This window comes from Promicromonospora sp. MS192, assembly GCF_049532985.1.
Lineage (GTDB): Bacteria > Actinomycetota > Actinomycetes > Actinomycetales > Cellulomonadaceae > Promicromonospora.
On the sequence record NZ_CP186693.1, the window covers coordinates 5,477,614 to 5,502,426 of the forward strand.

Genomic DNA, 24,813 nt, shown 5'->3' on the forward strand with positions numbered 1-24,813 from the left:
AGGGACTGGCCACGCTACCGCGCGCCCCATCCGTTGAGTGCTGGACATTCGCCCTGTTGAACGGCTCGAAGGGGCGAACATCCAGCACTCAACGGACCAGAGGGTCAGCCGATCAGGTGCTTCAGGGCCAGCTGGTGCAGGCGGACCAGGCCGTAGTCCTTCTCCGCGAGGGCGTCGACGTCCGGGTCGGCCTCGGCGAGGAAGGAGTCGAACGACTCGCCCTCGGCCAGGGTGGACTGCCCCAGCTCGAAGATGCCCGCGTGCTCGAACGCAGCCTGGACCTCGGAGTCCTCGCGGTACTGCTTTGCCTTGGCGGCGAGCATGTCGTAGGTCTCCATGTTGGCCTTGGCCGACTCCCACACGCCGTCGATGTGCTCGGTGCGCGACGGCTTGTAGTCGAAGTGGCGCGGGCCCTCGTAGCGGGGGCCGCCGTTCGGGAAGCCGTTCTCCAGCAGGTCGACCGTGAAGAACGCCGACAGCAGGTCGCCGTGCCCGAACACGAGGTCCTGGTCGTACTTCGGGCCGTGCTGGCCGTTGAGGTCGATGTGGAACAGCTTGCCGAGGTGCAGCGCCAGGGCGATGCCGTGCGTGTAGTTCAGGCCCGCCATCTGCTCGTGGCCGGTCTCCGGGTTGAGGCCCACGATGTCGGCGTTGTCGAGCGAGTCGATCAGCGCGATGGCGTGGCCGATCGTCGGCAGGAAGATGTCGCCGCGCGGCTCGTTGGGCTTGGGCTCCAGGGCGATCTTCAGCCCGTAGCCCTTCTCCTTGATGTACGAGGCGACCGTGTCGATGCCCTCGGCGTAGCGCGCGTGCGCCGCGTTCAGGTCCTTCGAGTTGTCGTACTCGGTGCCCTCGCGGCCACCCCACATCACGAAGGTCGAGGCGCCCATGTCGGCGGCCAGGTCCACGTTGCGCAGCACCTTGCGCAGGCCGAAGCGGCGCACCTCACGGTTGTTGGAGGTGAACGCGCCGTCCTTGAAGACGGGGTGCGTGAACGTGTTGGTCGTGACCATCTCGCAGACCATGCCCGTGTCCGCGGCGGCCTTCTTGACGGAGTCGATGTGCTTCTGGCGCTCGGCGTCGTCGGAGCCGAACGGGTAGACGTCGTTGTCGTGGAACGTGAAGCCCCAGGCGCCGAGGTCGGCGAGCTTCCGGACGGACTCGGCGGGGTCCAGGTCGGGGCGGGTCGCCGTGCCGAACGGGTCGTTGGCGGGCCAGCCGACGGTCCACAGGCCGAACGAGTACTTGATGTCGCTCACGGGGGTCTCCTCATCGAGGCGGCCCCGGCATGCGGCGCCGCATTTGTTGTACGGATGAACTATTACGCGAGGTTCGGCTACAGTCAAGGCGTGACCACCGCCGGGACCGCACGCGAGACCTCCACGCGGACGGGCCCCGCCGCGGCCCGTCAGCACAGCCTGCGCGAGCACAACCTGGAGCTCGTCGCCCGCGCGGTGTTCGAGGTCCCGGAACCACTGTCGCGCGCGGGCGTGGCCGCCGCGACCGGCCTGGCCCGCGCCACGGTGTCGACGCTGGTGGACCAGCTCGTCGCCGCCGGGCTCGTGCGCGAGCTGCCCGCCGTGACGGGGGGCCGCGCCGGCCGGCCCGCCGTCCCGCTGATCCCCGCGCCGCGGACCGTCGTCGGCCTCGGGCTCGAGGTCAACGTGGACTACCTCGGCGTGCGTGTGGTCGATCTCACGGGCGACGTGGTCGCCGAGCAGGTGGTCCCGGGCTCGTTCCACGACAGCGACCCGACGGCGGCGCTCGCCCGGCTCGGCGAGATCGCCCGCGAGGTGTCGGGCGAGGTCACCGCCGCGGACATGACCGTCGCCGGCGGCCGGCTGGCCCTGCCCGGGCTCGTCGACCCGCGCACCGGGCTGCTCCAGGTGGCGCCCAACCTCGGCTGGTCGTCCCTCGAACCGGTCCCGCTGCTGGGGCTCGGTGAGCTCGACGTGCGTGTCGCCAACGAGGCCAAGCTCGCGGCGCTCGCCGAGCTGGCCGGCGGGTCCGACGTCGCGGCGCCCGACTCCTTCGTCTTCGTGTCCGGAGACGTCGGCATCGGTGCGGCGATCGTCGTCGACCGCGCGCTCTTCCTGGGGGAGCGCGGCTGGAACGGTGAGATCGGCCACGTCGTCGTCGACCCGGCCGGGCCGCGCTGCTCGTGCGGCGCGTTCGGCTGCCTGGAGCAGTACGCGGGCAAGGAGGCGATGATGCGGGCCGCCGGCCTGCCGCCGGACGCCCCGCTCGACGCGCTGGTCAGCCTCCTGGCCGACGCCGGCAGCCGCGCCGTCCTGCCGGCCGGGCGGGCGCTCGGTTCCGCGCTCGCCGACTTCGTGAACCTGCTCGACGTCGGCACGATCGTGCTGGGCGGCGCCTACGCCGAGCTGATGCCCTGGCTCCGGGCCGACGTCGAGTCGGTGCTCGACGACCGCGTGCTCGCCGCGCCGTTCGTCGACCTGGAGGTGCGGGCCGCGCAGGCCGGGCCGCACGCGGCGCTCACCGGCGGGGCGCGCGAGGTGCTGCGAGCGGTGCTGGCGGACCCGGCGGCCTGGGTCTGAGCCTGCGCAGCGGACCGCCTAGGGTTCGTCCGGCGTGTCGATCGGGCCGAGCGTGATCTCGGGGGCGTCGGCCGGTTCCTCCAGCGTCTCCACGGGCTCGTCGTCCCGGCCGAGCAGGCGCGCGACGGCGCCGTCCAGCATCTCGGTCAGGCAGGTGACGAGGCCGGTCTCGTCGCGCGCCTCCAGGCGCTCGACGATCACCGCGTGCGCGTCGGCGGTGTCCTTGCGCACCACGTACTCGTCGCTCACGGTGAACGTGGCCATCCGCACCTCGACGATGAGCGTGGTCATCCAGCGGGTCAGCCAGGGGTTGCCCGCCGCGGCGACGAGCGCCCAGTGGAGGTTCAGGTCGGCGCCGCCGACCCGGCGCGCGTCCTTGGTCCGGTTCGCGGCCACCAGCTCGTCGTGCGCCTGGCGGACGCCGGCGACGGCCGCGTCGTCCCCCGACCGCACCAGCAGCCGCGCCGCGGTGGTCTCGACCGACTTGCGGGCCTCGTAGAGCGCGGGCAGCCGGTCCGGTCCGATGGTCGCCACGCGCATGCCGCGCCCCGGCGTCGCCACGAGCAGCCCCTCCTGGACCAGGCGCTGGGCCGCCTCGCGCAGCGGGCCACGGCTCACGCCGAGCTGGGCCGCGACCTCGACCTCGCGGATCGGCGAGCCGACGGCGAGCGCACCCGCGTACACGGCGTTCCGCAGCTCCGTCTGGATCAGGTCGACGGTCGAGGGACGCGTCACACGTGAGAAGGACGGTGCGGTCGCCAGGGTGGCCCGCGGCGGGTGGGACATCGGTGCTCCTTCCATGAGCGCACGTCGATGACGACATCATCCCCGGTGCGCGGGCTGCTGTGCGGCAACGGCAGGAGGTCGGGGCGGTGCCGGCCGGGTGAACTTGTGGATTGTAGACAATCCTAATGTCGAACGCTAGATTGTCGGATCGTCCGATGTCGCGCTACGGTGCCACTCGTCCGTGAACTCCAGCCCACCCAGGCTTTGCCGTAGGCGCCGGGTGGCGTGAAGGGAATCATGTCTAGATCAAGCGTCCGCCCGCTCCGCCGAGCCGTGTTCGCGGCAGGTTCAGCACTCGCCCTCGTCGCGTTGGCTGCCTGCTCGTCCACGGCTCCGGACGCGACCGGCGGAAACGACGCCGACGCGCTCCAGCAGCTCCAGGACGACGGCTCCGTCACCGTCGCGTTCAACGGCGAGGAGCCCTACAGCTTCGAGGACGCCGGCGACCTCACCGGCGCCACGATCGCGCTGGACCAGGAGATCTTCGGCGAGCTCGGCGTCGACGACGTCGAGGGTGTCCAGACCGAGTGGAACTCGCTCATCCCGGGCCTGACCGCGGGCCGTTACGACACGGTCAGCGCCGGCATGTCGATCCTTCCCGAGCGGTGCGAGCAGGCCCTGTTCTCCGAGCCGCAGATCATGTACACCACGGCGTTCCTGGTGCCGGAGGGCAACCCGGACAACCTGACGGACATGCAGTCCGCCCAGGAAGCCGGGGTCAAGCTCGCCGTGCTCAGCGGCGCGATCGAGGCCGGCTACGCCAACGAGCTGGGTATCGACAAGATCGAGGTCGGTGCGGCTCAGGACGGCCTGGACGCCGTCACGAGCGGTCGTGCCGACGCGTTCGCCCTGACCGCGATCTCGCTGAAGACCCTCGAGCAGAAGACCGACGCCCCGATCGAGGTCACCGACTCGTTCGTGGCCGAGCTCGACGGCGTGCCGCAGATCGGCGCGGGTGCCGAGGTCTTCCCGAAGGGCCAGGAGGCGCTGCGCGACGCGTACAACGAGAAGCTCGCGGAGATCGTCGCGGACGAGGAGCGCTGGCTGGAGATCGTGGGCCCGTTCGGGTTCACGGCTGCCGAGCGCCCCGTGGAGGGCCTGACCACCGAGAAGCTCTGCGAGGGTGACCTCGAGTCGCTGGCCGAGGAGCTGGCTCCGGAGCTCGGCCTGGACGGCTGACCGCCCACGTGTCCGACAACCTCCAGATCCTCGCCGGGCTGCTCCCGCAGCTCGGCGAGGGCATTCTCGTCACGCTCGAGCTCACGCTCGGCGGTGCGGTGCTCGCGCTGTTCATCGCGTTCACGCTGGGTCTCGCCTCGCGTGCCCGGACGCGCTGGGCGCGGATCCCGTCCCGTGTGGTCGTCGAGTTCTTCCGCGGTACGTCCCTCGTGGTCCAGATCTTCTGGATGTACTACGTGCTGCCGCTCCCGCCGTTCTACGTCGAGCTCGACCCGCTCGCCTGCGGCATCGTCGCGCTCGGTCTCAACTACGGGGCGTACGCCTCCGAGGTGGTGCGCGGATCCATCAACTCGGTGCCCCGCGGGCAGTGGGAGGCGGCCACGGCCCTCGACCTCGGCCCGGTGCACCGGCTGCGCCGCGTGATCATGCCCCAGGCGTGGCCGCTGATGATCCCGATGTTCACCAACCTGCTGATCCAGCTCGTCAAGGGTTCGGCGCTCGCGGCGTACATCACGCTGCACGACCTCAACTTCTTCACCGGTGAGCTGCGCCAGCGCACCTCCGACACGGTGTTCTCCTACACGGTGGGCCTCCTGCTCTACTTCGCGTTCGCCTACCTGCTCACGCTGGTCATGAACGCGATCGAGGTGCGGGCGAAGCACCGGGTCGGTGTGGGCCCGTCGCTGCGCGAGGTGCTGCGGCTGACGCCGTCGGCCTCCGTGGCCTCGGGTGCTGCCGCGCCGGCTCCGGCGTCGCCGTCCGTCACCGCCGCGAAGGGAGGTGCCGACCATGACTGAGACCGAGGCATGGAGCTGGGAGCACGCCGCCGCGGTGCTCCCCGCGCTCCTCGAAGGGTTGCAGATCACGGTCCTGGCAACCGTGGTCGGCATGGTCATCGCCGCGATCCTGGGCCTGGTCGTCGCCGTGGTGCGGCGGTCGAGCCTGCGGGTCGTCACCGTCCCGGTGGCCGTGGTGGTGGAGTTCATCCGGTCCACGCCGCTGCTGGTGCAGCTCGTCTTCGCCAACCTGATCTTCACCCAGTTCCCGTCGCTCGCGATCGGGTGCGTGGTGCTCGGTGTCCACTACGCGACGTACATGTCCGAGGTGTACCGCGCGGGGATCGACGCCGTGCCGAAGGGCCAGTGGGAGGCGGCGATCGCGCTCGACCTGCCGAGGCGCCGCACCTGGACCGCCGTCGTGCTGCCGCAGGCCATCCGCAACACGCTGCCCGGGCTGGGCAACTACGCCATCTCCATGTTCAAGGAGACGCCGTTCCTGTTCGCGATCGGGGTGGTCGAGATGTACACCGCGGCCCAGCAGTACGGCGGGAACAACTTCCGCTACATCGAGGCGATCACCATGGTCGGCCTGCTCTTCCTCCTGGTGAGCTACCCGACCTCGCTGCTCGTCCGCCGATTGGAGAACCGCCTTGCTTGACACCGACACCCGACCCGCCATCGAGTTCCAGGGGGTGGGCAAGCGCTTCGGCGACAACGTCGTGCTCGACGGGCTGGACTTCTCGGTCGCCGCGGGCGACCGGGTGACCCTGATCGGCCCGTCCGGCTCCGGCAAGACGACCATCCTGCGCCTGCTCATGACGCTGGAGGAGGCGAACGACGGCCTCATCCTCGTCGACGGCGAGCCGTACACGCACGAGATCCGCGGCGGCAAGCGGGTCGCCATCCCCGAGAAGCGGCGCAGCCTCGTGCGGCGCCGGGTCGGGATGGTGTTCCAGCAGTTCAACCTGTTCCCCAACATGTCCGTGCTGGAGAACATCATCGAGGCGCCGGTGCACGTGCTCGGCGTGCCGAAGGCCGAGGCGATCGCCAAGGCCGAGGACCTGCTGGAGCGCGTGGGCCTGGCCGACAAGCGCGACGCCCGGTGCACCCAGCTCTCGGGCGGGCAGCAGCAGCGCGTCGCCATCGCACGGGCCCTGGCCATGGAGCCGGAGATCCTGCTGCTGGACGAGGTGACCTCCGCGCTGGACCCGGAGCTCGTGGCCGACGTGCTCGGGGTGCTCCGCACCATCGCCGAGACCACGGACATCACCATGCTGATCGTGACGCACGAGATGCAGTTCGCCCGGGAGGTCTCCAACCGGGTGCTGATGTTCGACGGCGGCAAGATCATCGAGGAGGCAGACCCGGAGACGATCTTCACGTCCCCGCAGAACGAGCGGACCCAGGAGTTCCTCCGCGCGATCCTCTGACACCGACGACGCGAGGGGCCGGATCCGACGGATCCGGCCCCTCGCGTCGTCCTCGGGTGCGTCAGACCGCCGCGCCCACGCCCCCCAGCGTGCCCACGAGCCCGGCGAGCTCCGGCACCTGTTCCGCCTCCTGCAGCGCCTCGTGCAGCGCGCGGTCGTGCGTCGGCCGCGCCGCCAGCAGCAGCTTCTCGCCCGACGGCGTGAGCTCGGTGTAGATGCCGCGCCGGTCGTCCTGGCAGAGCACGCGGGTGAGCAGTGCGCGGTCCTCCAGGCGGTTGACCAGCCGCGTCGTCGCGCTCGGGGAGAGCGCGGCCGCGCGGCCGAGCTGCTGCATGCGCATGTGCCAGCCGTCCTGGCGGGACAGCGCGTCCAGCACCGTGTACTCCACGACGGACAGGCCGTGCTCGGCCTGCAGTGCGCGCTCCAGCGCGGTGTCGATCATGCCGTGCAGCGCGGCGAGCGTGCGCCAGCCCTGGGCACGGATCTCGACGGCGTCGTCGGCGATTCCCATGAGCCCTCCTCTGCGCCCGTCCGGCGGGCGTGATGTCTGTCTCCAACTATAGCGCTTGTGCAACTAGTGCGCGCATGCAAATATCTAGAAGGCGCGTGCAACTAACCGCGTGCGCCAGGTGTCCGCGTACGCACAGCGGGCACCGTCCGGAGAACAGCAAGGAGTCGTCATGTCATCCCCCGCCGAGATCCCCGCCGTCGTCCTCCCCAACGCCGTCCGTCCGGGAGCGACCATGCCCCAGGTCGGCTTCGGCGTCTTCCAGGTGCCCGACGCCGAGACCACCCGCGCCGTCGGCCACGCGCTGGAGGCCGGCTACCGGAGCATCGACACGGCAGCGGTCTACGGCAACGAGGCGGGTGTGGGCCGCGCTCTGGCAGCCTCTGGCCTCGCCCGTGACGACGTGTTCGTCACCAGCAAGCTGTGGACCGACTCCATGGCGCGCGACGCCGTGCGTCCGGCCCTGGAGCGCAGCCTGGAGCTGCTCGGTCTCGACGTCCTCGACCTGTACCTGATCCACTGGCCTGCGCCGGGCCGCGGGCAGGCCGTCGCCGCGTGGGAGGGGCTCGTCGAGGCCCGCGAGGCGGGCCTGGTCCGGGAGATCGGCGTCTCCAACTTCGAGCCCGCGCACCTCGACGCGATCGTCGCGGCAACCGGCGTGCGGCCCGTCGTCAACCAGGTCGAGCTGCACCCGGCCCTCCAGCAGCGCGAGCTGCGGGCGCACCACGCGGACCTCGGCGTCGTCACCGAGGCGTGGAGCCCGCTCGCGCAGGGCGCGGTCCTCGACGAGCCGGCCGTGACCGATGCCGCCCGCGCGCACGGCGCGTCCGCCGCGCAGGTGGTGCTGCGCTGGCACCTGCAGCACGGGAACGTCGTGATCCCCAAGTCGGTCACGCCCGCGCGCATCGCCTCGAACCTCGACGTGCTCGGGTTCGAGCTCACCGCACAGGAGGTCGCCGCGATCGACGCCCTCGACCGGGACGGCCGTACCGGCCCGCACCCCGACCGCTTCGACGGCTGACGGCCCCCGGCCCCAGCCCCGCCGGGAGAACCCAGCACCGCCACCAGCACCTCAAGGAGCACTGTCATGCCTGTCGCCCTGTGGGCCCTCGCCATCGGGGGCTTCGGGATCGGCCTCACCGAGTTCGTCATCATGGGCCTGCTGCCCGAGGTGGCCACGGACTTCGGCGTCACCGAGACCGTCGCCGGATACCTCATCTCCGGCTACGCCCTGTCCGTCGCGGTCGGCGCGATCGGTCTCACCGCCGCCCTGACCCGGGTGGACCGCAAGAAGGCCCTGCTGGGCCTGATGATCCTGTTCATCGCGGGCAACCTGCTGTCCGCCCTCGCGCCCACCTATGAGCTGATGATGCTCGGCCGGGTCGTCGCGGCGCTGTGCCACGGCGCGTTCTTCGGCATCGGTGCGGTCGTCGCGGCCGACCTGGTCGCGCGCGACCGGCGCGCCGCCGCCATCTCGATCATGTTCGCCGGCCTGACCGTCGCCAACGTGCTGGGCGTGCCGTTCGGCACCCTGCTCGGCCAGGCGGCCGGCTGGCGCTCCACCTTCTGGGCCATCACGGGCATCGGCGTGCTCGCCTTCGTCGGCATCGCGCTGCTGGTCCCGGCCCGGGTAGGCGTGCCCGACGACGTCGCGGGGCCGAGCGGGCAGGTCGGTCCCGGCCTGCGCGGCGAGCTCGCGGCGTTCCGCGCACCGCAGGTCTGGCTGTCCATCGCCGTGACCGTGCTCGGCTACGGCGGCATGTTCGGGGCGTTCACCTACATCGCGTTCACGCTCACCGAGGTCAGCGGGTTCGCTACCTCGACCGTGCCGTGGCTGCTCATCCTCTTCGGAGCGGGCCTGTTCGTGGGCAACCTGGCCGGCGGCAAGGCCGCGGACAAGAACCTCGGGGCCACCCTGCTCACCCTGCTGGTGCTGCTCACCGTGGTCCTGGCGGTGTTCGCGCTGACCGCCACGAGCCAGGTCGCGACGATGATCAGCCTGGTGCTCATGGGCGCCGTCGGCTTCGCGACCGTGCCGGGCCTGCAGATGCGTGTCATGCGCCACGCGTCGGCCGCGCCCACGCTCGCCTCCGGCGCGAACATCGCGGCGTTCAACGTGGGCAACGCGTTCGGCGCCTGGGTGGGCGGGCTGACGCTCGCCGCGGGGCTCGGGTACACGTCTCCGCTGTGGGCGGGCGCGGCGGTGACCCTGGTCGGGCTGGTCGTGATGGTGGTCGCCACGCTGGTGCGGGGCGGCGAGCGCGCCGTGGCCCGCAGCGGGGCGGCGGCCGGGGAGCGCCCGGCGGTGCCCGCCGGGACGCTCGCCGAGTAGGTGCGCCTGGGCAGACTCGAACTGCCGACACCCGCTTTAGGAGAGCGGTGCTCTATCCACTGAGCTACAGGCGCTCGCTCCTCCCGGGGGAGGAGCACGTCCGGGCGCTGCCGGACCAGCGCACACAGCCTAACGGCAGCCCGGCCCGGCGCGCTAAGCGCCGGGTCGGGCGAAGGTGTCGATTGCGCAACATAGGTGACAAACCTTGACCAACCTGTCCCGGGGCTAGAACGATGCTCACCAACCTGGCGCGACGATGCGCCGGGTCCGCACGACGGCCGTGCGGGGGTGGACGAGAGGATCGACGATGCTCCTTCGACAGACCAGGTCCCGGGGCGCGGCGGCCCTGGCGGCGGCCACGGCGGGCCTGCTGCTCGCCGGCTGCACCTCCGGCGGTGGTGGGAACGCACCCACGTCCAACCCCTACGCGTCCGCCGAGGGCATGGACGCCGCGAACGAGCTGGTGGGGGAGTACCCCCGCGAGGAGACCGTGTTCACGAGCGGCACCCAGTGGGGCCCGCCGTCGTCCTGGAACCCGATCCCCAGCTCGGGCGAGGCCACCGGAACGCGCGGTCTGGTCTACGAGCCGCTGTTCCAGTTCGACCCGATCACGCTCGAGCTCACGCCCTGGCTCGCCGAGGGCGGCGAGTGGACCGACGACGACACCTACGAGCTGACCCTCCGCGATGGCCTCACCTGGCAGGACGGTGAGACGCTCGACGCCGACGACGTGGTCTTCACCACCGAGCTGGGCAAGGTCGACGCCGTGCCGTACTCGAACCTGTGGACCTGGCTCGACACGGTCGAGGCCACGGACGACACCACCGTCGAGTTCACCTTCTCCGACCCGCGCTACCAGGAGTGGGACAACTGGCTCTACACCACGATGATCGTGCCCGAGCACATCATGGGTGACTGGTCGGACGAGGAGCTGCTGTCCAACCCGAACGAGGACCCGGTCGGCTCGGGCGCGTTCATGTTCAACGCCGTCGGGCAGGACCGGATGGTCTGGGAGCGCAACGACGACTGGTGGGCCAAGAGCGAGCTCGGCCACGAGATGCCCATGAAGTACATCGTCGACGTGGTGAACACCTCCAACGAGGTGGCCCTCGGCCTGATGCTGTCCGGCGGCCTGGATCTGTCCAACAACTTCCTGCCCGGCGTGAACCAGCTCGCCGACTCCGGCCAGGTGAGCACCTACTACGAGGGCGAGCCGTACATGCTGGCGGCGGCGTCGGCCAACCTCATCCCGAACCAGACGCGGCCCCCGATGGACGACGTCGACTTCCGGCAGGCGCTCGCGCGGTCGATCGACGTCGACAAGATCGTGGCGAACGCGTACGGCGGCCTGGTCGCCAAGGCGCACCCGTCCGGCCTGGTCCCGGCGTTCGAGGCGTACTACGACGAGGACGTCGTGGCCGAGCACGGCTTCACCTTCGACGCCGAGGAGGCCAAGTCGATCCTGGCCGACGCCGGCTACCAGGACACCGACGGCGACGGGTTCGTCGAGACGCCCGACGGCGAGCCGATCGACCTCAAGCTGATCGTCCCCGCCGGCTGGACGGACTGGATGGAGGCCGCGCGCGTCATCGCGGAGGACGCCTCCGCCGCCGGCATCAAGGTCACGGCCGACTTCCCCGACGCGGGCGCCGTCGACGACGCACGCGCCACGGGTGACTTCGACCTGGTGATCAACGGCAACGCGGGCGTGAGCAACACGCCGTGGACCTACTACAACTACGCGTTCTACCAGCCGATCCAGGAGCAGATGCTGGTGGGCAACTTCGGTCGGGCCGAGGACGCGGAGTCGTGGGAGCTGGTGCAGAAGCTGTCGCGCACCGAGACCGGCACGCCGGAGTTCGAGAGCACCCTGTCGCAGGTGCAGGAGCGGTTCATGACGCAGATGCCGGCCATCCCGCTCTGGTACAACGGCGCCTGGGCCCAGTACAACGAGTCGCAGTGGACCAACTGGCCCACGGAAGGTCGCGAGGACGCGTACTTCCCGGTCCTGTGGAACGGGTACACGCAGATGGGCGGCATCAACACGCTGCTCGCCCTCGAGCCCGCCTCCTGACGCATGCGTGGCTACCTCGCCCGCAAGACGCTGGTCTACGGGCTGACGTTCGTCGTCGCGGTCACGCTGAACTGGCTGATCCCCCGGCTCATGCCGGGGGACCCGGTCCAGCGGATGGTGGCGCGCACCGCCGTGCAGCACCCCGAGACGGTCGCCGCCATGACCGCGTACTACGAGCGCACGTTCGGCCTGGACCTGCCGGTCTGGCAGCAGTACCTGAACTACTGGGCGGCGCTGCTCCGGGGTGACCTGGGTACGAGCGTGTGGTTGTTCCCCGCGCCCGTGAGCCAGGTGGTGCTCGACGCCGTGCCGTACACCCTGGGCATCATGATCCCCGCGATCGTGCTGAGCTTCGTGGTCGGCAACAGCGTGGGGGCGATGGCGGCGCGCAGCCGGTGGCTCGACAACGTGGCGCTGCCCGTCGGCTACCTCGTCACGGCCATGCCGTACATGTGGCTCGCGATCCTGCTGGCGTGGGGCCTCGGCGTCGCGCTCGGGTGGTTCCCCGTGGCGGGCGGGTACGACTTCGGGCTGGTGCCGCAGTGGTCGTGGTCGTTCGCGGGCGACCTGCTGCACCACTGGGTGCTGCCGTTCCTGTCGCTGTTCCTGGTCTCGCTGGGCGGCTGGGCGATCGGCATGCGCAACCTGATCATCTACGAGCTCGAGTCGGACTACGCGAACTACCTGTCCGCGCTCGGCGCACCCCGGCGGCTCGTGCGGAGGTACGCGTTCCGCAACGCGATGCTGCCGCAGATCACCGGCCTGGCGCTGCAGCTCGGCACGGTGCTCGGCGGCGCCCTGGTCACCGAGATCGTGTTCGCGTACCCCGGCCTGGGCAAGCTCGTGCTCTCCGCGATCCAGAACCAGGACTTCTTCCTGCTGCAGGGCACCCTGCTGTTCGTGGTGATCGGCGTGCTCGTGGCCAACTTCGTGATCGACATCGTCTACGTGCTGGTCGATCCCCGCACGCGGACCGGACTGACGGGGGCTACCGCATGAGCCGGAGCGGAGCCGCAGGCTCGTGCGGAAGGAGAACGGCATGACGGCGACACGACCGACCACGGGGCCCGGGACCGAGGCGGGCGACCAGCCCGGGGTGACCGGAACGCCGTCGGGCCTGCGAAAGCCCGGGGGCGACGTGCGCGAGACCCTGTACTTCGCCCTGCGGAACCCGAAGGTGCTGGTGGGCGGGGCCGTGGTGCTCGTGTTCCTGCTGCTGGGACTGATCGGGCCCGCGTTCCTGCGGTACGCCCCGATGGACTACGCGGGCCCGCCCATGGCGCCGCCCGGCGGCGACTTCCCGTTCGGCACCACGACGTTCGGGCAGGACGTGTTCGCGCAGTTCGTCGCCGGGCTGCGGTCCACGTTCCTCGTGGGCGTGCTGGGCAGCGCCGTCTCTGCCGTGATCGGCATGACCATCGGGTTCGTCGCGGGCTACCGCGGCGGCCTGATCGACGAGCTGCTCAACATGCTCACCAACGTGGTGCTGGTCATCCCGGGCTTCGTGGTGCTCATCATCATCAACGCCTACCTGGGCGTGCGCAGCGTGCCCATGCAGGCGCTGTACATCGGCGTCTTCTCCTGGCCGTGGGTGGCGCGCGCCGTGCGGGCGCAGACCCTGTCGCTGCGCTCGCGCGACTTCATCGACCTGGCGCGGCTGTCCGGCGTGGGGGTGGGCACGATCCTGCGGCGCGAGGTGGCGCCCAACATGTACTCCTACCTCTTCATGACGTTCGTGCTGCTGTTCGGCGGGTCCATCCTGACGGCGGCGTCGCTCGACTTCATCGGGCTCGGGCCCACCAACGCCATGTCGCTCGGCCTGATGATGAACCAGGCCGTGCAGTGGAGCGCGCTCCACCTGGGGCTGTGGTGGTGGTTCGTGCCACCCGGGCTCGGGATCACGCTCATCGTGGGCTCGCTCTACGTCATGAACGTGGGCCTGGACGAGGTCTTCAACCCCAAGCTGCGGGAGACGTGATGGCACTGTCCGTGACCGACCTCCGGGTCTACTACCGCACCCTGAAGGGCGACGTGAAGGCGCTCGACGGCGTCACCTTCGACGTGGCCGACGGCGAGATCATGGGCATCGCCGGCGAGTCCGGCTGCGGCAAGACCACGCTCGGCAAAGCCCTCATCCGTCTCGACACACGCATGCGGCACGAAGGCGGCACGGTCGCCCTCGACGGCGAGAAGCTCCCCATCGCCGACGACGCCGCCATGCGCCGCCACCGCTACCGCGAGGTGTCCCTCATCCCGCAGTACGCGATGTCGGCGATGAACCCGACACGCAAGATCGGCCGGATGATCCGCGACCTGCTCGCCGCCCACGGGGTGCGGTACGCCGAGGTGCTGCCCGAGCTCGAGCGGCGCCTCGGCCTCGTGGGGCTCGACGCCGAGGTGCTGAAGCGCTACCCGATCGAGCTGTCCGGGGGCATGAAGCAGCGCGTGGTGCTCGTGCTGTCCACGCTGCTCAACCCGTCCCTGCTCATCGGCGACGAGGTGACCTCCGCGCTCGACGTGTCCTCCCAGAAGGCCGTCGCCCGCGCGCTGGTCGAGTTCCGCGACCACGGGTTCGTGACGTCGATGATCGTCATCACCCACGACATCTCCGTGCTGTTCCAGGTCGCCGACACCATCCTGGTCATGTACGCCGGGCACCTCGCCGAGAAGGCCCCCGCCCGGACCATCATCGACGAGCCCCTGCACCCCTACACCAAGATGCTCATCGGGGCGCTGCCCCAGGTGGGCGACCGGTACGAGGAGCAGCGGCTCACCGGGATCGAGGGGCGGCCGCCGTCGCTGCTGAACCCGCCCACCGGGTGCCGGTTCCGCGACCGCTGCCCCCTGGCGCACGACAGGTGCGCCGAGGCCCCGCCCTTCCGCGAGGTGGCCGAGGGCCACCAGGTCGCGTGCTGGGCGGTGAGCTGATGCTGACCCTCGACCGGCTCGACAAGGTCTACAGGACCGGCACCTTCGGCAGCACCGACCTGCACGCCGTGCGGCAGGTCAGCCTCGATGTGCAGCGCGGCGAGGTGGTCTCGCTCATCGGGGAGTCCGGCAGCGGCAAGTCGACCATCGGCAAGATGGTGCTCCACCTGCTCGACTCCTCGGGCGGCAGCATCACCTTCGACGGGCGCGACGTGACCCGCCTCGGGTTCCGGGAACGCCGCGAGTACTACCGCAGGGTCCAGGGCGTGTTCCAGGACCCGTTCAGCTCCTTCAACCCCATCTTCAAGGTGGACCGGGCCTTCGAGACCCTGCGTCGCTCCTACTTTCCCCGGGTCTCCTCCGCGGACTGGCGCGGCCGCCTGGAGGAGGCGCTGGGCGCCGTCACCCTCGAACCCGGCGACATCCTCGGCAAGTTCCCCCACCAGCTCTCCGGCGGCCAGCTCCAGCGCCTGCTCATCGCGCGCGCCCTGCTGCTCGACATCGAGCTGCTGGTCGCCGACGAGATCATCTCCATGCTCGACGCCTCCACCCGCATCGACGTGCTCAACCTGCTCGGCGACCTCAAGGCGCGCGGCCTGGGCATCCTCTTCGTCACCCACGACCTCTCGCTCGGCAACTACGTCTCCGACCGCGTGGTCATCCTCTACCAGGGTCGCGTGGTCGAGCGGGGCGTCACCAGCGCCGTCTTCGACGACCCGCTGCACCCCTACACCCGGGACCTGCTCGCCTCGGTGCCGCACCTCGACCGCACGTGGGAGGACGTCGAGGCGGAGGAGGCCGAGCGCACCGCGCGCCTGGCAGGGCGGTGCCTCTACCACGAGGCGCTCGCGGCGCAGGGGCGGTCCCTGGGCGAGGAGGCGGCGTCGGCGGACGGGGTGCCGGACGGCGTCGGCCTGGTGGAGCACTCGCCCGGCCACTTCGTGGGGTGCTTCCGCCGGGCGGCGGACGACGCCTGCCCGGCGGGGGCGTGACGCGGATCTCGCGCGGCGCAGCGAGGCGAGATCGTGCGGGGGATCGTGCGGGGGAGAAGGTGCCCCGCGGAGGTGGGTTGCTGTGCGTCGACAATGTCTACGCACAGCAACCCACCCTCGTGGGACAACGTTCCTCCGGCTCGAGGTGGGTCCGGGGACGCTAGGCCGTCACGAGCACCGGTACGCCAGGGTCCAGGCCGGCGAACCGCTCGAAGTCACCGGGTGCGAGGCGCACGCATCCGTTGCTGACCGCCTGCCCCTGGCCGACGCCGACGTGGATGGCCGTCGCGGCGTACTCGGTGCCGTAGAACCCGTCGAGGGACTCGCTCTGCATCGACAGGAAGACCGACAGGCCCGTGTTCACGGCCTCCGTGACCGTGAACACCTGGGTGAGCCCGAGCGGCGTCGGCGTCTCGGGGGCGCCGACGGCGGCGGGGAACGTCTCCCGGGTGCCGTCGGCCTTGCGCAGGGTGATCGTGCGGTCGGACAGGTCGACCAGGACCGCCCGCTTCTCCGCGCGCAGTACGACGTCGTCCTCGCGCAGCCAGCCCGCGGTGCCGTTCACGCGCTCGGGGTCCTGTGACGGCAGCGCGCCGCGACCGTAGGGGACGAGCACCTTGACCCAGCCGGGCCGGCGCTCCAGCACCAGCCAGCGGGCGGCGGCGTCGTAGTAGGCGGACTCCAGCGCGAGCACCGGCTTCTTCGTCGCGTCCGGCTGGGCCCAGACCGGGGTGCGGTCGGCCTTGGGTCGCGCGACCGAACCCGGCAGCGCGCGGAGCCGGTCGACGTCGGACTGCGGCAGCTCGTGCGGTAGCAGCCGGTCGATGCGGGGTTCGGGCAGGCCGGCGAGCGCGAAGGCGGCCGGCGCCGGCTCGGAGGCGGACGGGGTGGGGGAGGGCGTGGGGCCGGGCGCGCTCGTCACCGTCGCCGGGGCGGACGCGACGCCCTCGGTGTCGGGCTGCAGCACCAGCCAGGTCATGGAGGCGAGCACCGCGAGGAGGACCACCGCCGCCACCCACGTCCACACCCGGGACGCGCGCGGCCGGGACGACTCCGGGGTCTGGTGCCCGCCGAGCGTGTCAGCCATCCCCAGAACGATACCGGGCTGACACATGTGTCCGATATCTTCATCTCCGTCCGACTTGCACCACTGCCGCAACCCACCGAGGAGAGATCGCCGTGGCCACCGCCGACCGGACGTTCCCGACCACGAGCGTCCCGACGCGCCGTTCCCGCAACCTCGTGCTCACCGGCGCCATCTCCGTCGCCCTGATCTCGACCGGGTCCGCCTACCTGGCCATGGTCCAGTTCGGCGTGGACGTGCTCGCCATGAACCAGGGCACCGCCTACGCGACGGCCGGCGTCTTCGAGCTGTCGCTCGTCACCGTCGCGCTGCTGGCCCGCGAGGCCGCGCGCGACAACCGGCCCGGCGGCACGCTGCTCGCGCTGACCTGGGCGCTGTCGTCGGCGTCGGGCATCTTCGCGGCGTGGCACGAGGCGTACATCGGCCATCCCGTCGGCGCCGTGCTGTTCCGGTTCGTCGTGCCGCTGCTGGCCGCGCTCATGTGGCACCTGGCGCTGATCGGCGACCGGCACCTGGCCACCGGCACGTCCTGGTCGGCGCTGCGGCAGTCGGCGCGGATGCACGCGCTGTTCCTCACCACGGAGGACCTCTTCCGGGCGCAGAGCCTCAACGACGGCTCACGTGCCGCGCGGCGCCGGCTCGCGAAGGCCGAGGCCGGACGCCGCCGGGCACGCTCCGTCGCGCTGCGCACCGTGCCGCCCACCGAGATGCGCGCGCAGGTCGCGGCCTGGTGCGAGGCGCTGGCGGCCGTCGGCGACGGCACGGCCGACGTGGCACGCCTGCACCTGGCCGACCGGGCGCGGCTGACCGGCATCCTGACGGGCGAGCGGCTGGAGCCGGGGGCGCTGGGCGTGTCGGGGGTGTTGGACGCGTCGAGGACGGACGTCGGGACCGGCGTCGGCGTACCTGACTACGAGTGGCGTGCCGCCGAGGCCGTCGCGGGAGAGGTCGGTGTACCGGTCGGGGGCGTGGACGGCAGCGGGGTGTTCGACGGGCAGGCGTTCGGGGACGCGCCGGGCCAGGGCGCGCCGCGCCCCGCGGGGCGGCGCAGCGCGGCCCTCGACGAGCGTCGAGACCGGGTGACGGAGCGCGCGCCGGTTGAGCCGGGACCGTCCGGAGAGGGGCGGGGCGCCGGGACGGAGCCGGGACCGTTCGGAGAGGGGCGGGGCGCTGGAACGGAGCCGGGACCGTTCGGAGAGGGGCGGGGCGCTGGAACGGAGCCGGGACCGTTCGGAGAGGGGCGGGGCGCTGGAACGGAGCCGGGCGGGCCGGCCGTCGCGGCGGACGGCGGCTGGCGGCGCGTCGAGGCCGAGGCCGTCGATCCTGTCGAGGCGGCGGACCGCGCCACGGCGAACGTGCGGGAGGCGATCCCCCCGCGGCGCGCTCCCCGCCGGGACACGCAGCTCGGCACCCGGGCCGCCGAGCGCATGATCGACCTGCGCGCCAAGGGGCGCACGTACCGCGAGATCGCGGAGGAGGTCGGCGTCAGCGAGACGACGGTGCGCAAGCGGATGCGCGAGTTCACCGAGACCGGCTCGATCCCGATGGTCACGGTCCGCTGACGCCGCGGCGCTGCTGGGTTCGTCAGCGGCTCCGTGGGGTGTTCGGTCTTCTGCTTGCGTTGCCGGCGGGTGTTTGGTTCGTTGTCAGTGCTGGGTGCTGGGTGCTGGGTGCTGGGTGCTGGGTGCTGGGTGCTGGGTGCTGGGTGCTGGGTGCTGGGTGCTGGGTGCTGGGTGCTGGGTGCTGCGTGCTGGGGTGCTGGGGTGCTTGGTCTTCTGCTTGCGCTGCCGGCGGGTGTTCGGTCCATTGCCAGCGCTGCCCGCGGGTGTTCGGTCCATTGCCAGCCCTGCCCGCAGGTGTTCGGTCGGTTGCTTCGAGATCGGTCCATCGACGGACCGATCTCGAAGCAACCGACCGAACACTCGTCGCGGAGCCCGGCAACGGACCGACCACCGTCGCGGAACCGGTCGATGGAACCGACCACCGGTCGCGGAACCTGGGCAACGGACCGACCAGCGGTCGCGGAACCTGGGCAACGGACCGACCACCGTCGCGGAACCGGTCGACGGAACCGAACACCTGCCGTGTAACCCAGGCAACGGACCGACCGCAGCGAGCGGCGTCAGGCAACAGCCAGGCGACGGACCGAACCCGCGAACGAATGGGACAGACGTCAGGAAGCAGCCGGCCCGTCGGGGGCACCCGCGTGGGCGATGTTGCCGAGGGACCGCCAGACCAGCACCAGGGTGAGGCCCGCGCCGGCGCAGGCGAACCACCACGGCGCGACGAGCCCCCAGTGCTCGGCGATGATGCCGCCGAGGAGCTGCCCGAGCGCGACGCCGCCGAACACGCAGATCATGTACAGAGAGCCCACCCGGCCCTGGAACTCGCGCGGTACCGCCCGCTGCCGGACGGTGGTGGAGAGCGTGCCCCAGACGAAGGCGTAGACCCCGAAGACACCCATGATCAGGATCGCCACCCAGCTCGTCGTCGTCAGGGCGAAGGCCGCGTGGTAGAGCACCTCCAGGGTGAGGCATACGCGCATGAGAGTGGCCAGGGCCACGTGCCGCTCCAGCCAGCCGTAGGCCAGCGTGCCCACGATACCGCCGACCGCCGCCGACGTGGTGAGCAGGCCGTACTCCACCTCGCTCATGTGCAGGTGGTCGAGCGCGTACTTGACCAGCACCGCACCCGGCGCCGCCCACGTGATGTTGAAGGTGAGGATGACGATCGCCAGCGTGCGCACGGGGGCGTGGTGCCAGATCCAGCGCAGCCCCTCGGCGATGTCCTGCCGCACGTGCGACCTGGCGCCGGGGCGGGGTTCGGCGTCGGGCAGGCGTACCCGGGAGACCAGGACCACCGCGAGGGCCACGCAGACCACCTGCACCACGAACGGCCAGACCATCCCCGCCGCGAACAGGAACGCGCCCAGCGGAGGGCCGGCGAACTGGTTCGCCGTGAGGAAGCCGGCCTGGAGGCGCTGGTTGCCGGTGCCGAGGTCCCGGGGCTCCACGAGCATGGGCAGCAGGGTCTGCTGGGTGGTGTCGGCGAAGACCTCGGCCGTGCCCCAGAGGAACATCGCGGCCAGGACCAGCCAGATGGACACCGTCCCGGTGGCGACGAACACGCACAGCACCGCGATGACGAGGGCACGGACGGCGTTCGCGACGATGACGACGGCGCGGCGGTCGAGCCGGTCGGCGAGCACACCCGCCCACAGACCGAACGCGAGCCACGGCAGGCGTTCGAGCATGGCGGCGAGCGCGACGAGGAAGGCGCTGTCGGTCTGCGAGGCGACGAGCAAGGGTCCGGCGGCCAGTGCGATGCCGTCGCCGATGTTGCTGGTCCAGGACGCCGAGACGAGCCAGCGGAACGGCCGTCCCAGCCGGCGGGGGAAGACGACCTCGACGAGTGCGCTCACAAACGTTCGATCCTAGGAGGCGGTGTCCACGCTTTTTCCCGACGGCGGACCGGCATCCGGATCGTGCCGCACCGGCACGGCCAGGGGGTGATATCCCGGGTCCCGGAGGCGTCTCGCGGGCCATCTCCGGGCTGCCCGAGCGGGTCCGGTGACGGGGGCCGGGCACGGGCCGGGAACCGTGCAACGACGCGGCAGAACGTCCTGTGGGCGCCGCTCGGGCAGGAATTCGAAAACGTTTGCCGGCCGGAGGAAAAGCAAGTTGGACAATCGTCCGAGTCGGTGTTGACGTCCGCCTGGAACAGGTGCAGACTCTCACAAGACGGTGCGCATCGCCCGCCCCCTGCGCGGTGCGCATCGTCATACCCCGTCGGGCTCCGGCCCGTCTGCGAAGCCCCTTCGGACCCCCTGCCGGAGGGGCTCCTGCATTCCCGGGAACATCGCCGCCCCCGAGAGTCCTGCCGGCGCGCAGGGTCGCCTGCCGGGCCCGTGCGCCCGCGCGTCGCGCCACGCCGGGGGTTCGGATGGTCCGGCGTGTCGCGCGGCGTGGCGTCCGGAGCTTGCGTGCGCCGCACGGTTAGCGTGCTGGTGTGAACGCTGCACGCCGCCAGACCGCAGCCGCCCCCGAGAGCTCGGCCGACCTGACCGAGGAGCTCTCGGCCGCGCTGCAGGACGAGAACGTGGACCCGGCCACCGAGCTGGCCGCGTCGGAGGCCTCGGGGTCCACACCGCGAGCATCCCGCGACCCCATGGCCGAGTCGGTCGCGCGCTGGCGGGCCGGGCTCGTCCGCCTCGCCGGGGGATCGTCCCTGGCCGACGTCGGACTGCTCGGCGAGGCCGTCATCGACCTGTCGTCGGCGCACCCGTCGGGCGTCGCCCAGCTCTTCGCAGGCCGGCCGACCCGCCTGTCCAACCTGGTCCGCGAGGCCGGTGCCCTGCCCACGGCCCGGCGTCGTGCCCGAGCGGTCGCGGCCCGCTCCGCGGAGCACGCGCAGCGCTACGGGCTCTCGCCGACCTACCTCGCGATCGGCGTCGCCACGTGGACGGAGTACCCGGTCTCCGGCGGGCCGGACGCCGGACGCCGGGACGACATGGAGGCGATCACCCGGGTGCTCGGGCCGGCGAGCGCGCCCCAGCCGCCGGAGCAGGAGTCCGCGGACAGCCCCGACGACGCACCGGCCCTCACCGGCTCCGTCCCGGTCGTCACGCTGGCCATGCCGTCGGGGCGTCCGGCGTCGTCCGCGGACGAGGAGGCCGAGGGGCCGCGCGTGGTGCGCGCACCCGTCATCCTGCGTCCCGTCACGCTGACGCCGCGCACCGACGGCGAGGGTGACTACGACATCACGCTCGACACCGCCGCCGAGATCAACCCCGTGGTGGCGCGCACGCTGCGGGCCCACGGCGCCCTGCTCGATCCTGCCGCGCTGGCCAAGGCGACCTTCACGCTCGCCGGGTTCAACCCCACCGACGTGCTGGACCGGGTGGCGAGCCTCGGCTCGGCGGTGCTGGGCGACTTCCAGCTCGACCGGCGGGTGCTGGTGGGCACGTTCGTGCACCCCGGCCAGGCGCTGGTCGACGACCTCGACGAGCTCGCCCCGACGCTGGGGAGCCACGAGGTGGTCTCCGCCCTCGGCGGCGTGGACGACTCGGTGCGCAGGCTCGGCCGGACGGAGCTGCCCCCGGCACGGGTGGGCGACGCCGACCCGGCGCACGAGCGCGGCGTCGGCGACCTCGACCCGCACCAGCGGCACGTCGTGGACGCGCTCACGACCGGCAGCCACCTGTTCGTAGATGCCCCGGTCGGGTCCGACGCCGCCGGCACGCTGGCCGCCGTCGTCGCCGAAGCGAACGCGAGCGGCCGCTCCGTGCTGTACGTGCCGGGGCACCGCCGCGCCGCCGACGCCCTGGCCGCGCGGCTGGACTCGCTGGGTCTGGCGGGCCTGCTGCTCGACATCGCGCCCGTGCCGACGTGGCGCACCTCGACCTCACGGCGCCTCCTGGAGGCGATGGCGCCCGCGCAGGAACGGATCGACGTCGACGAGGTGGCCCGGGTCCGGGACGCCCTGATCGGGTCGCGGGCGCAGCTCGCCGGCTACATCGGGGCGCTGCACCGCGTGCGGGACCCGTGGCGGGTCTCCGCGTACGACGCCCTGCAGGCGCTCGCCCGGCTCACCTCGGAGCGGCCGGCGCCGGCCACCCGGGTGCGGCTCGGTTCCGAGGAGGTGCTCGCGCTGGGCGCCGAGCGCCGCGCGGAGCTCGCGGCCGACCTGGAGCGGGCGGCCGAGCTGGGGGCGTTCACGCTCACGTCGGCGTCCAGCCCGTGGTTCGGCGCGCACATCCTCACCGACGACGACGCCCGCTCGACGCTCGCCCGCGTGACCCGGCTCGCCGAGCACACGCTGCCGGAGCTGCGGGAGCAGATCGAGTACGTGGCGCGGGTGACCGGCCTGGTGAAGGCGACGACGGCTCGCCAGTGGGGTGAGCAGCTCGCCATGCTCGGGGGGATGCGCGGCACGCTCGACGTGTTCCAGCCCATGGTGTTCGAGCGCACGGCCGCCGACATGGTGCAGGCCACGGCGTCGCGACGGAAGCGCGCGGAGCAGGGCGTGGAGATGGGCTGGCTGGCGCGACGCCGGCTGAAGCGCCGGGCCCGCGAGATGGTGCGCCCGGGCGTCCGGGTGCCGGACATGCACGCGGCCCTCGTCGAGGTGCAGCGCCAGCGCGAGGTCTGGCAGGAGCAGTGCCCGCGTGGCGGCTGGCCGACCCTGCCCGAGGGCCTGGCGGCCGTCGAGGAGACCTACGAGGCGGTGCGGATCGACCTGGAGGCCCTCGAACCCGTGCTGCGCTCCTCGCACGCGGGTGGCGGCCTGCTCGACCTGGACCTATTCGCGATGGTCCAGCGGCTCGCCTCCCTCTCGGAGACGCGGGAGGCGCTGACCCCGCTGCCGGAGCGGACCGCGGTGCTGCGCCGGCTGCGGGCGGCCGGTCTCGGCGACCTCGTCGACGACCTCACCGAGCGCCGCGTCGAGGCCGACCTCGTGGGCCCGGAGCTGGAGCTGTCGTGGTGGTCCTCGGTGTTCGAGCAGATCCTTGCCACCGAGCCCGACCTCGCCGGTCAGGACGGTGCGGGCCTCGACGCCCTCGCCGGACGGTTCCGCGAGCTGGACCGCCGGCACGTCGGCTCCCTGTCCGCGCCCGTGCGGGCCGCGGTGCGCGCGCACCTGGGCGCCGCCATGCGCGAGGAACGGGACGACGCCGAGGCGCTCTACGCCCAGCTGGTCGACGGCGGCCTCACCTCGATGCGCGACCTGGTGTCCGCGCACGGCTCGACCGTGCGGCGCCTGCGTCCCACCTGGGTCTCGACGCCGACGATGGTGCCGCACCTGCTGCCCGCCGAACGGAGCGCCGACCTGGTGATCCTGGACGCCGTGCAGCACGTGCCGGTCGAGGTGGTCGTGCCCGCGCTGGCCCGGGGCCGCCAGATCGTGGTGGTGGGCGACCCGCGGTCGGCGTCGGGCACCGCCGTGCGGGACCTGGCCCGGCTGCTGCCGCGCGTCACGCTCCAGCCCGAGCCCGCGCGCCGCGACCCGCGCCTCACGGCACTGCTGGCCGAGCACGGCTACGAGGGCATCCTGCGGCCCGCGCCCCTGCCGCGCACCGAGGCTCTGGTGCACTTCTCGCTCGTGGACGGGACCGGTATGCCGGACCCGGTCTCGGGCACCGTCGAGTCGACGACGGCGGAGGTCGAGCGCGTGGTCGACCTCGCCATCGAGCACGCGATGACCCGGCCGGAGGAGACCTTCGGCATCGTGACCGTCACCGCGGCGCACGCCGACCGGATCCGGGAGCGGCTGCTCGCGGAGGTGCGGAACAACCCGGCCCTGGCCCCGTTCTTCGCGGGCTCGCGGCCCGAGCCGGTGGTGGTGGCCGACGTGACGGGCGTGGCCGGGCTGGCCCGCGACACCATCGTGCTCACCCTCGGATTCGGGCGGACGCCGCACGGTCGCGTGCTGCACCGGTTCGGCGTGCTCGGCGACGCCGGCGGCGACGCGATGCTGCTCGGCTCACTGGGCGCGGCACGCAAGCGGCTGCACGTGGTGTCGTGCTTCCCGGCAGGCGACCTCGACCCGGAGCGGCTCCGCGGCCCGGGGCCGCAGCTGCTGGCGCGGGTGCTGTCCTTCGCCGAGGAGCGCTCCGGGCTCGCGGACCAGGTGGAGATCGGCAACGGCGTGGACGTGGCACGGTCGCTGGACCGGCTCGTGGTGGACCTCGGGGAGCGGCTGTGGCGCTCCGGCCTCGTGGTCGAGACGGACTACGGCCTGCCCGGCGGCGACCGGATCCCCCTCGCCGTGGGCCACCCCGACCTGCCCGGTGAGCTGCTGGTGGCCGTGCTGACCGACGACGCCGCGTACGTGGCCGAACCGTCGATCCGCGTGCGCGACCGCCAGCTCGCCGAACGGCTGGAACGGCTCGGTTGGGTCGTGGCTCAGGTGTGGTCGGCCGCCGCGTTCCTGGACCCGGACGCCGAGGCGGAGCGGGTGCGGAGCGTGGTGCTGTCGGTGCGGGACGCACGGGTCGGGCTGTCCGGGGGAGTGGCCCCGGCGGCGGAGCTGGTGGTGCCGCAGGTGCTGGACGACTGAGGCGTGGGGTGGCCCTTGTTGGTGGGGGGCGGACTTGTCGGCTTCAGGGCTGGTCACGGGCGAGCTGGTGACGGGCTGGCCGGTCACGGGCTGGCCGGAGGGGCC

General features: G+C 72.1%; 19 protein-coding genes and 1 tRNA gene. 14 read left to right on the forward strand and 6 right to left on the reverse strand.

Annotation, left to right across the window (positions count from 1 at the left end; all coding sequences use genetic code 11):
- Positions 1 to 104 precede the first annotated feature (104 nt).
- Positions 105 to 1,259 (reverse strand): xylose isomerase, encoded by a 1,155-nt coding sequence (gene xylA, locus ACO229_RS24520; RefSeq protein WP_397430911.1) that lies wholly within the window; start codon positions 1,257 to 1,259, stop codon positions 105 to 107.
- A gap of 90 nt (positions 1,260 to 1,349) precedes the next feature.
- Between xylA and ACO229_RS24525 the strand changes: the two genes are divergently transcribed.
- Positions 1,350 to 2,558: an ROK family transcriptional regulator gene (locus tag ACO229_RS24525; RefSeq protein ID WP_423463055.1), complete on the forward strand. Its 1,209-nt coding sequence runs from the start codon at positions 1,350 to 1,352 to the stop codon at positions 2,556 to 2,558.
- A gap of 18 nt (positions 2,559 to 2,576) precedes the next feature.
- Here ACO229_RS24525 and ACO229_RS24530 read toward each other — a convergent pair whose 3' ends face one another.
- Positions 2,577 to 3,344 (reverse strand): GntR family transcriptional regulator, encoded by a 768-nt coding sequence (locus ACO229_RS24530; RefSeq protein WP_397413452.1) that lies wholly within the window; start codon positions 3,342 to 3,344, stop codon positions 2,577 to 2,579.
- Between the two features lie 237 nt (positions 3,345 to 3,581).
- Between ACO229_RS24530 and ACO229_RS24535 the strand changes: the two genes are divergently transcribed.
- The 4 genes from ACO229_RS24535 to ehuA are packed head-to-tail and all read left to right on the forward strand — an operon-like array spanning position 3,582 to position 6,732.
- Positions 3,582 to 4,523, forward strand: a complete 942-nt coding sequence (locus ACO229_RS24535) for a transporter substrate-binding domain-containing protein (protein ID WP_423463056.1) — start codon at positions 3,582 to 3,584, stop codon at positions 4,521 to 4,523.
- An 8-nt stretch (positions 4,524 to 4,531) separates the two neighbouring features.
- Positions 4,532 to 5,320: an ectoine/hydroxyectoine ABC transporter permease subunit EhuC gene (gene ehuC / locus ACO229_RS24540; RefSeq protein ID WP_397430908.1), complete on the forward strand. Its 789-nt coding sequence runs from the start codon at positions 4,532 to 4,534 to the stop codon at positions 5,318 to 5,320.
- A complete protein-coding gene (ehuD, locus tag ACO229_RS24545; protein ID WP_397430907.1) occupies positions 5,313 to 5,960 on the forward strand; it encodes an ectoine/hydroxyectoine ABC transporter permease subunit EhuD in 648 nt (215 codons plus the stop codon). Before ehuC ends, ehuD begins: the two co-directional genes overlap by 8 nt.
- Positions 5,953 to 6,732: an ectoine/hydroxyectoine ABC transporter ATP-binding protein EhuA gene (gene ehuA / locus ACO229_RS24550; RefSeq protein WP_397430906.1), complete on the forward strand. Its 780-nt coding sequence runs from the start codon at positions 5,953 to 5,955 to the stop codon at positions 6,730 to 6,732. The genes ehuD and ehuA overlap by 8 nt, the downstream gene beginning before the upstream one ends.
- Positions 6,733 to 6,793: 61 nt before the next feature.
- On the opposite strand, the gene ACO229_RS24555 is transcribed toward ehuA, so the two are convergent.
- Positions 6,794 to 7,243, reverse strand: coding sequence for a MarR family winged helix-turn-helix transcriptional regulator (locus ACO229_RS24555; protein ID WP_119142044.1), 450 nt, complete (start codon positions 7,241 to 7,243; stop codon positions 6,794 to 6,796).
- 169 nt (positions 7,244 to 7,412) lie between these two features.
- On the opposite strand from ACO229_RS24555, the gene ACO229_RS24560 reads away from it, so the two are divergent.
- Positions 7,413 to 8,261, forward strand: a complete 849-nt coding sequence (locus ACO229_RS24560; RefSeq protein ID WP_423463057.1) for an aldo/keto reductase — start codon at positions 7,413 to 7,415, stop codon at positions 8,259 to 8,261.
- A gap of 66 nt (positions 8,262 to 8,327) precedes the next feature.
- On the forward strand, positions 8,328 to 9,572 hold the full coding sequence (locus ACO229_RS24565; RefSeq protein ID WP_423463058.1) for an MFS transporter: 1,245 nt from the start codon (positions 8,328 to 8,330) through the stop codon (positions 9,570 to 9,572).
- Between the two features lies 1 nt (position 9,573).
- On the opposite strand, the gene ACO229_RS24570 is transcribed toward ACO229_RS24565, so the two are convergent.
- Positions 9,574 to 9,646 (reverse strand) — tRNA-Arg (locus ACO229_RS24570).
- Between the two features lie 233 nt (positions 9,647 to 9,879).
- Between ACO229_RS24570 and ACO229_RS24575 the strand changes: the two genes are divergently transcribed.
- From ACO229_RS24575 to ACO229_RS24595, 5 genes are read left to right on the forward strand one after another with little or no spacing between them, the layout of a single operon-like run.
- Complete coding sequence (locus ACO229_RS24575) at positions 9,880 to 11,646, forward strand: ABC transporter substrate-binding protein (RefSeq protein ID WP_423463059.1); 1,767 nt, start codon at positions 9,880 to 9,882, stop codon at positions 11,644 to 11,646.
- A 3-nt stretch (positions 11,647 to 11,649) separates the two neighbouring features.
- Entirely contained in the window at positions 11,650 to 12,645 is a 996-nt protein-coding gene (locus ACO229_RS24580) for an ABC transporter permease (RefSeq protein ID WP_397430903.1), read from the forward strand.
- 40 nt (positions 12,646 to 12,685) lie between these two features.
- On the forward strand, positions 12,686 to 13,624 hold the full coding sequence (locus ACO229_RS24585; protein ID WP_423463060.1) for an ABC transporter permease: 939 nt from the start codon (positions 12,686 to 12,688) through the stop codon (positions 13,622 to 13,624).
- On the forward strand, positions 13,624 to 14,574 hold the full coding sequence (locus ACO229_RS24590; protein WP_397413464.1) for an ABC transporter ATP-binding protein: 951 nt from the start codon (positions 13,624 to 13,626) through the stop codon (positions 14,572 to 14,574). Before ACO229_RS24585 ends, ACO229_RS24590 begins: the two co-directional genes overlap by 1 nt.
- A complete protein-coding gene (locus tag ACO229_RS24595) occupies positions 14,574 to 15,566 on the forward strand; it encodes an ATP-binding cassette domain-containing protein (protein WP_423463061.1) in 993 nt (330 codons plus the stop codon). Before ACO229_RS24590 ends, ACO229_RS24595 begins: the two co-directional genes overlap by 1 nt.
- A 160-nt stretch (positions 15,567 to 15,726) precedes the next feature.
- On the opposite strand, the gene ACO229_RS24600 is transcribed toward ACO229_RS24595, so the two are convergent.
- Positions 15,727 to 16,653, reverse strand: a complete 927-nt coding sequence (locus ACO229_RS24600; RefSeq protein WP_423463062.1) for a L,D-transpeptidase — start codon at positions 16,651 to 16,653, stop codon at positions 15,727 to 15,729.
- A gap of 92 nt (positions 16,654 to 16,745) precedes the next feature.
- Here ACO229_RS24600 and ACO229_RS24605 point away from each other — a divergent pair, with 92 nt between their 5' ends.
- Entirely contained in the window at positions 16,746 to 18,212 is a 1,467-nt protein-coding gene (locus tag ACO229_RS24605) for a helix-turn-helix domain-containing protein (protein WP_423463063.1), read from the forward strand.
- 611 nt (positions 18,213 to 18,823) lie between these two features.
- On the opposite strand, the gene ACO229_RS24610 is transcribed toward ACO229_RS24605, so the two are convergent.
- Positions 18,824 to 20,071, reverse strand: a complete 1,248-nt coding sequence (locus ACO229_RS24610) for an MFS transporter (protein ID WP_423463064.1) — start codon at positions 20,069 to 20,071, stop codon at positions 18,824 to 18,826.
- A gap of 587 nt (positions 20,072 to 20,658) precedes the next feature.
- Between ACO229_RS24610 and ACO229_RS24615 the strand changes: the two genes are divergently transcribed.
- Positions 20,659 to 24,708 carry a hypothetical protein gene (locus ACO229_RS24615; protein ID WP_423463065.1) on the forward strand — a complete coding sequence of 1,350 codons (4,050 nt, stop codon included), beginning with the start codon at positions 20,659 to 20,661 and terminating at the stop codon, positions 24,706 to 24,708.
- Positions 24,709 to 24,813: the final 105 nt, after the last annotated feature.

Bases quoted from the DNA above. Each gene is read 5' to 3' on its own strand.
- ACO229_RS24600 (WP_423463062.1), bottom strand. From the start codon at position 16,653: ATGGCTGACACGCTCGGCGGGCACCAGACCCCGGAGTCGTCCCGGCCG.
- ACO229_RS24555 (WP_119142044.1), bottom strand. From the start codon at position 7,243: ATGGGAATCGCCGACGACGCCGTCGAGATCCGTGCCCAGGGCTGGCGC.
- ACO229_RS24575 (WP_423463059.1), top strand. From the start codon at position 9,880: ATGCTCCTTCGACAGACCAGGTCCCGGGGCGCGGCGGCCCTGGCGGCG.
- ehuD (WP_397430907.1), top strand. From the start codon at position 5,313: ATGACTGAGACCGAGGCATGGAGCTGGGAGCACGCCGCCGCGGTGCTC.
- ACO229_RS24565 (WP_423463058.1), top strand. From the start codon at position 8,328: ATGCCTGTCGCCCTGTGGGCCCTCGCCATCGGGGGCTTCGGGATCGGC.
- ACO229_RS24530 (WP_397413452.1), bottom strand. From the start codon at position 3,344: ATGTCCCACCCGCCGCGGGCCACCCTGGCGACCGCACCGTCCTTCTCA.
- ACO229_RS24595 (WP_423463061.1), top strand. From the start codon at position 14,574: ATGCTGACCCTCGACCGGCTCGACAAGGTCTACAGGACCGGCACCTTC.
- ACO229_RS24535 (WP_423463056.1), top strand. From the start codon at position 3,582: ATGTCTAGATCAAGCGTCCGCCCGCTCCGCCGAGCCGTGTTCGCGGCA.
- ACO229_RS24585 (WP_423463060.1), top strand. From the start codon at position 12,686: ATGACGGCGACACGACCGACCACGGGGCCCGGGACCGAGGCGGGCGAC.
- ACO229_RS24580 (WP_397430903.1), top strand. From the start codon at position 11,650: ATGCGTGGCTACCTCGCCCGCAAGACGCTGGTCTACGGGCTGACGTTC.
- ACO229_RS24560 (WP_423463057.1), top strand. From the start codon at position 7,413: ATGTCATCCCCCGCCGAGATCCCCGCCGTCGTCCTCCCCAACGCCGTC.
- ACO229_RS24590 (WP_397413464.1), top strand. From the start codon at position 13,624: ATGGCACTGTCCGTGACCGACCTCCGGGTCTACTACCGCACCCTGAAG.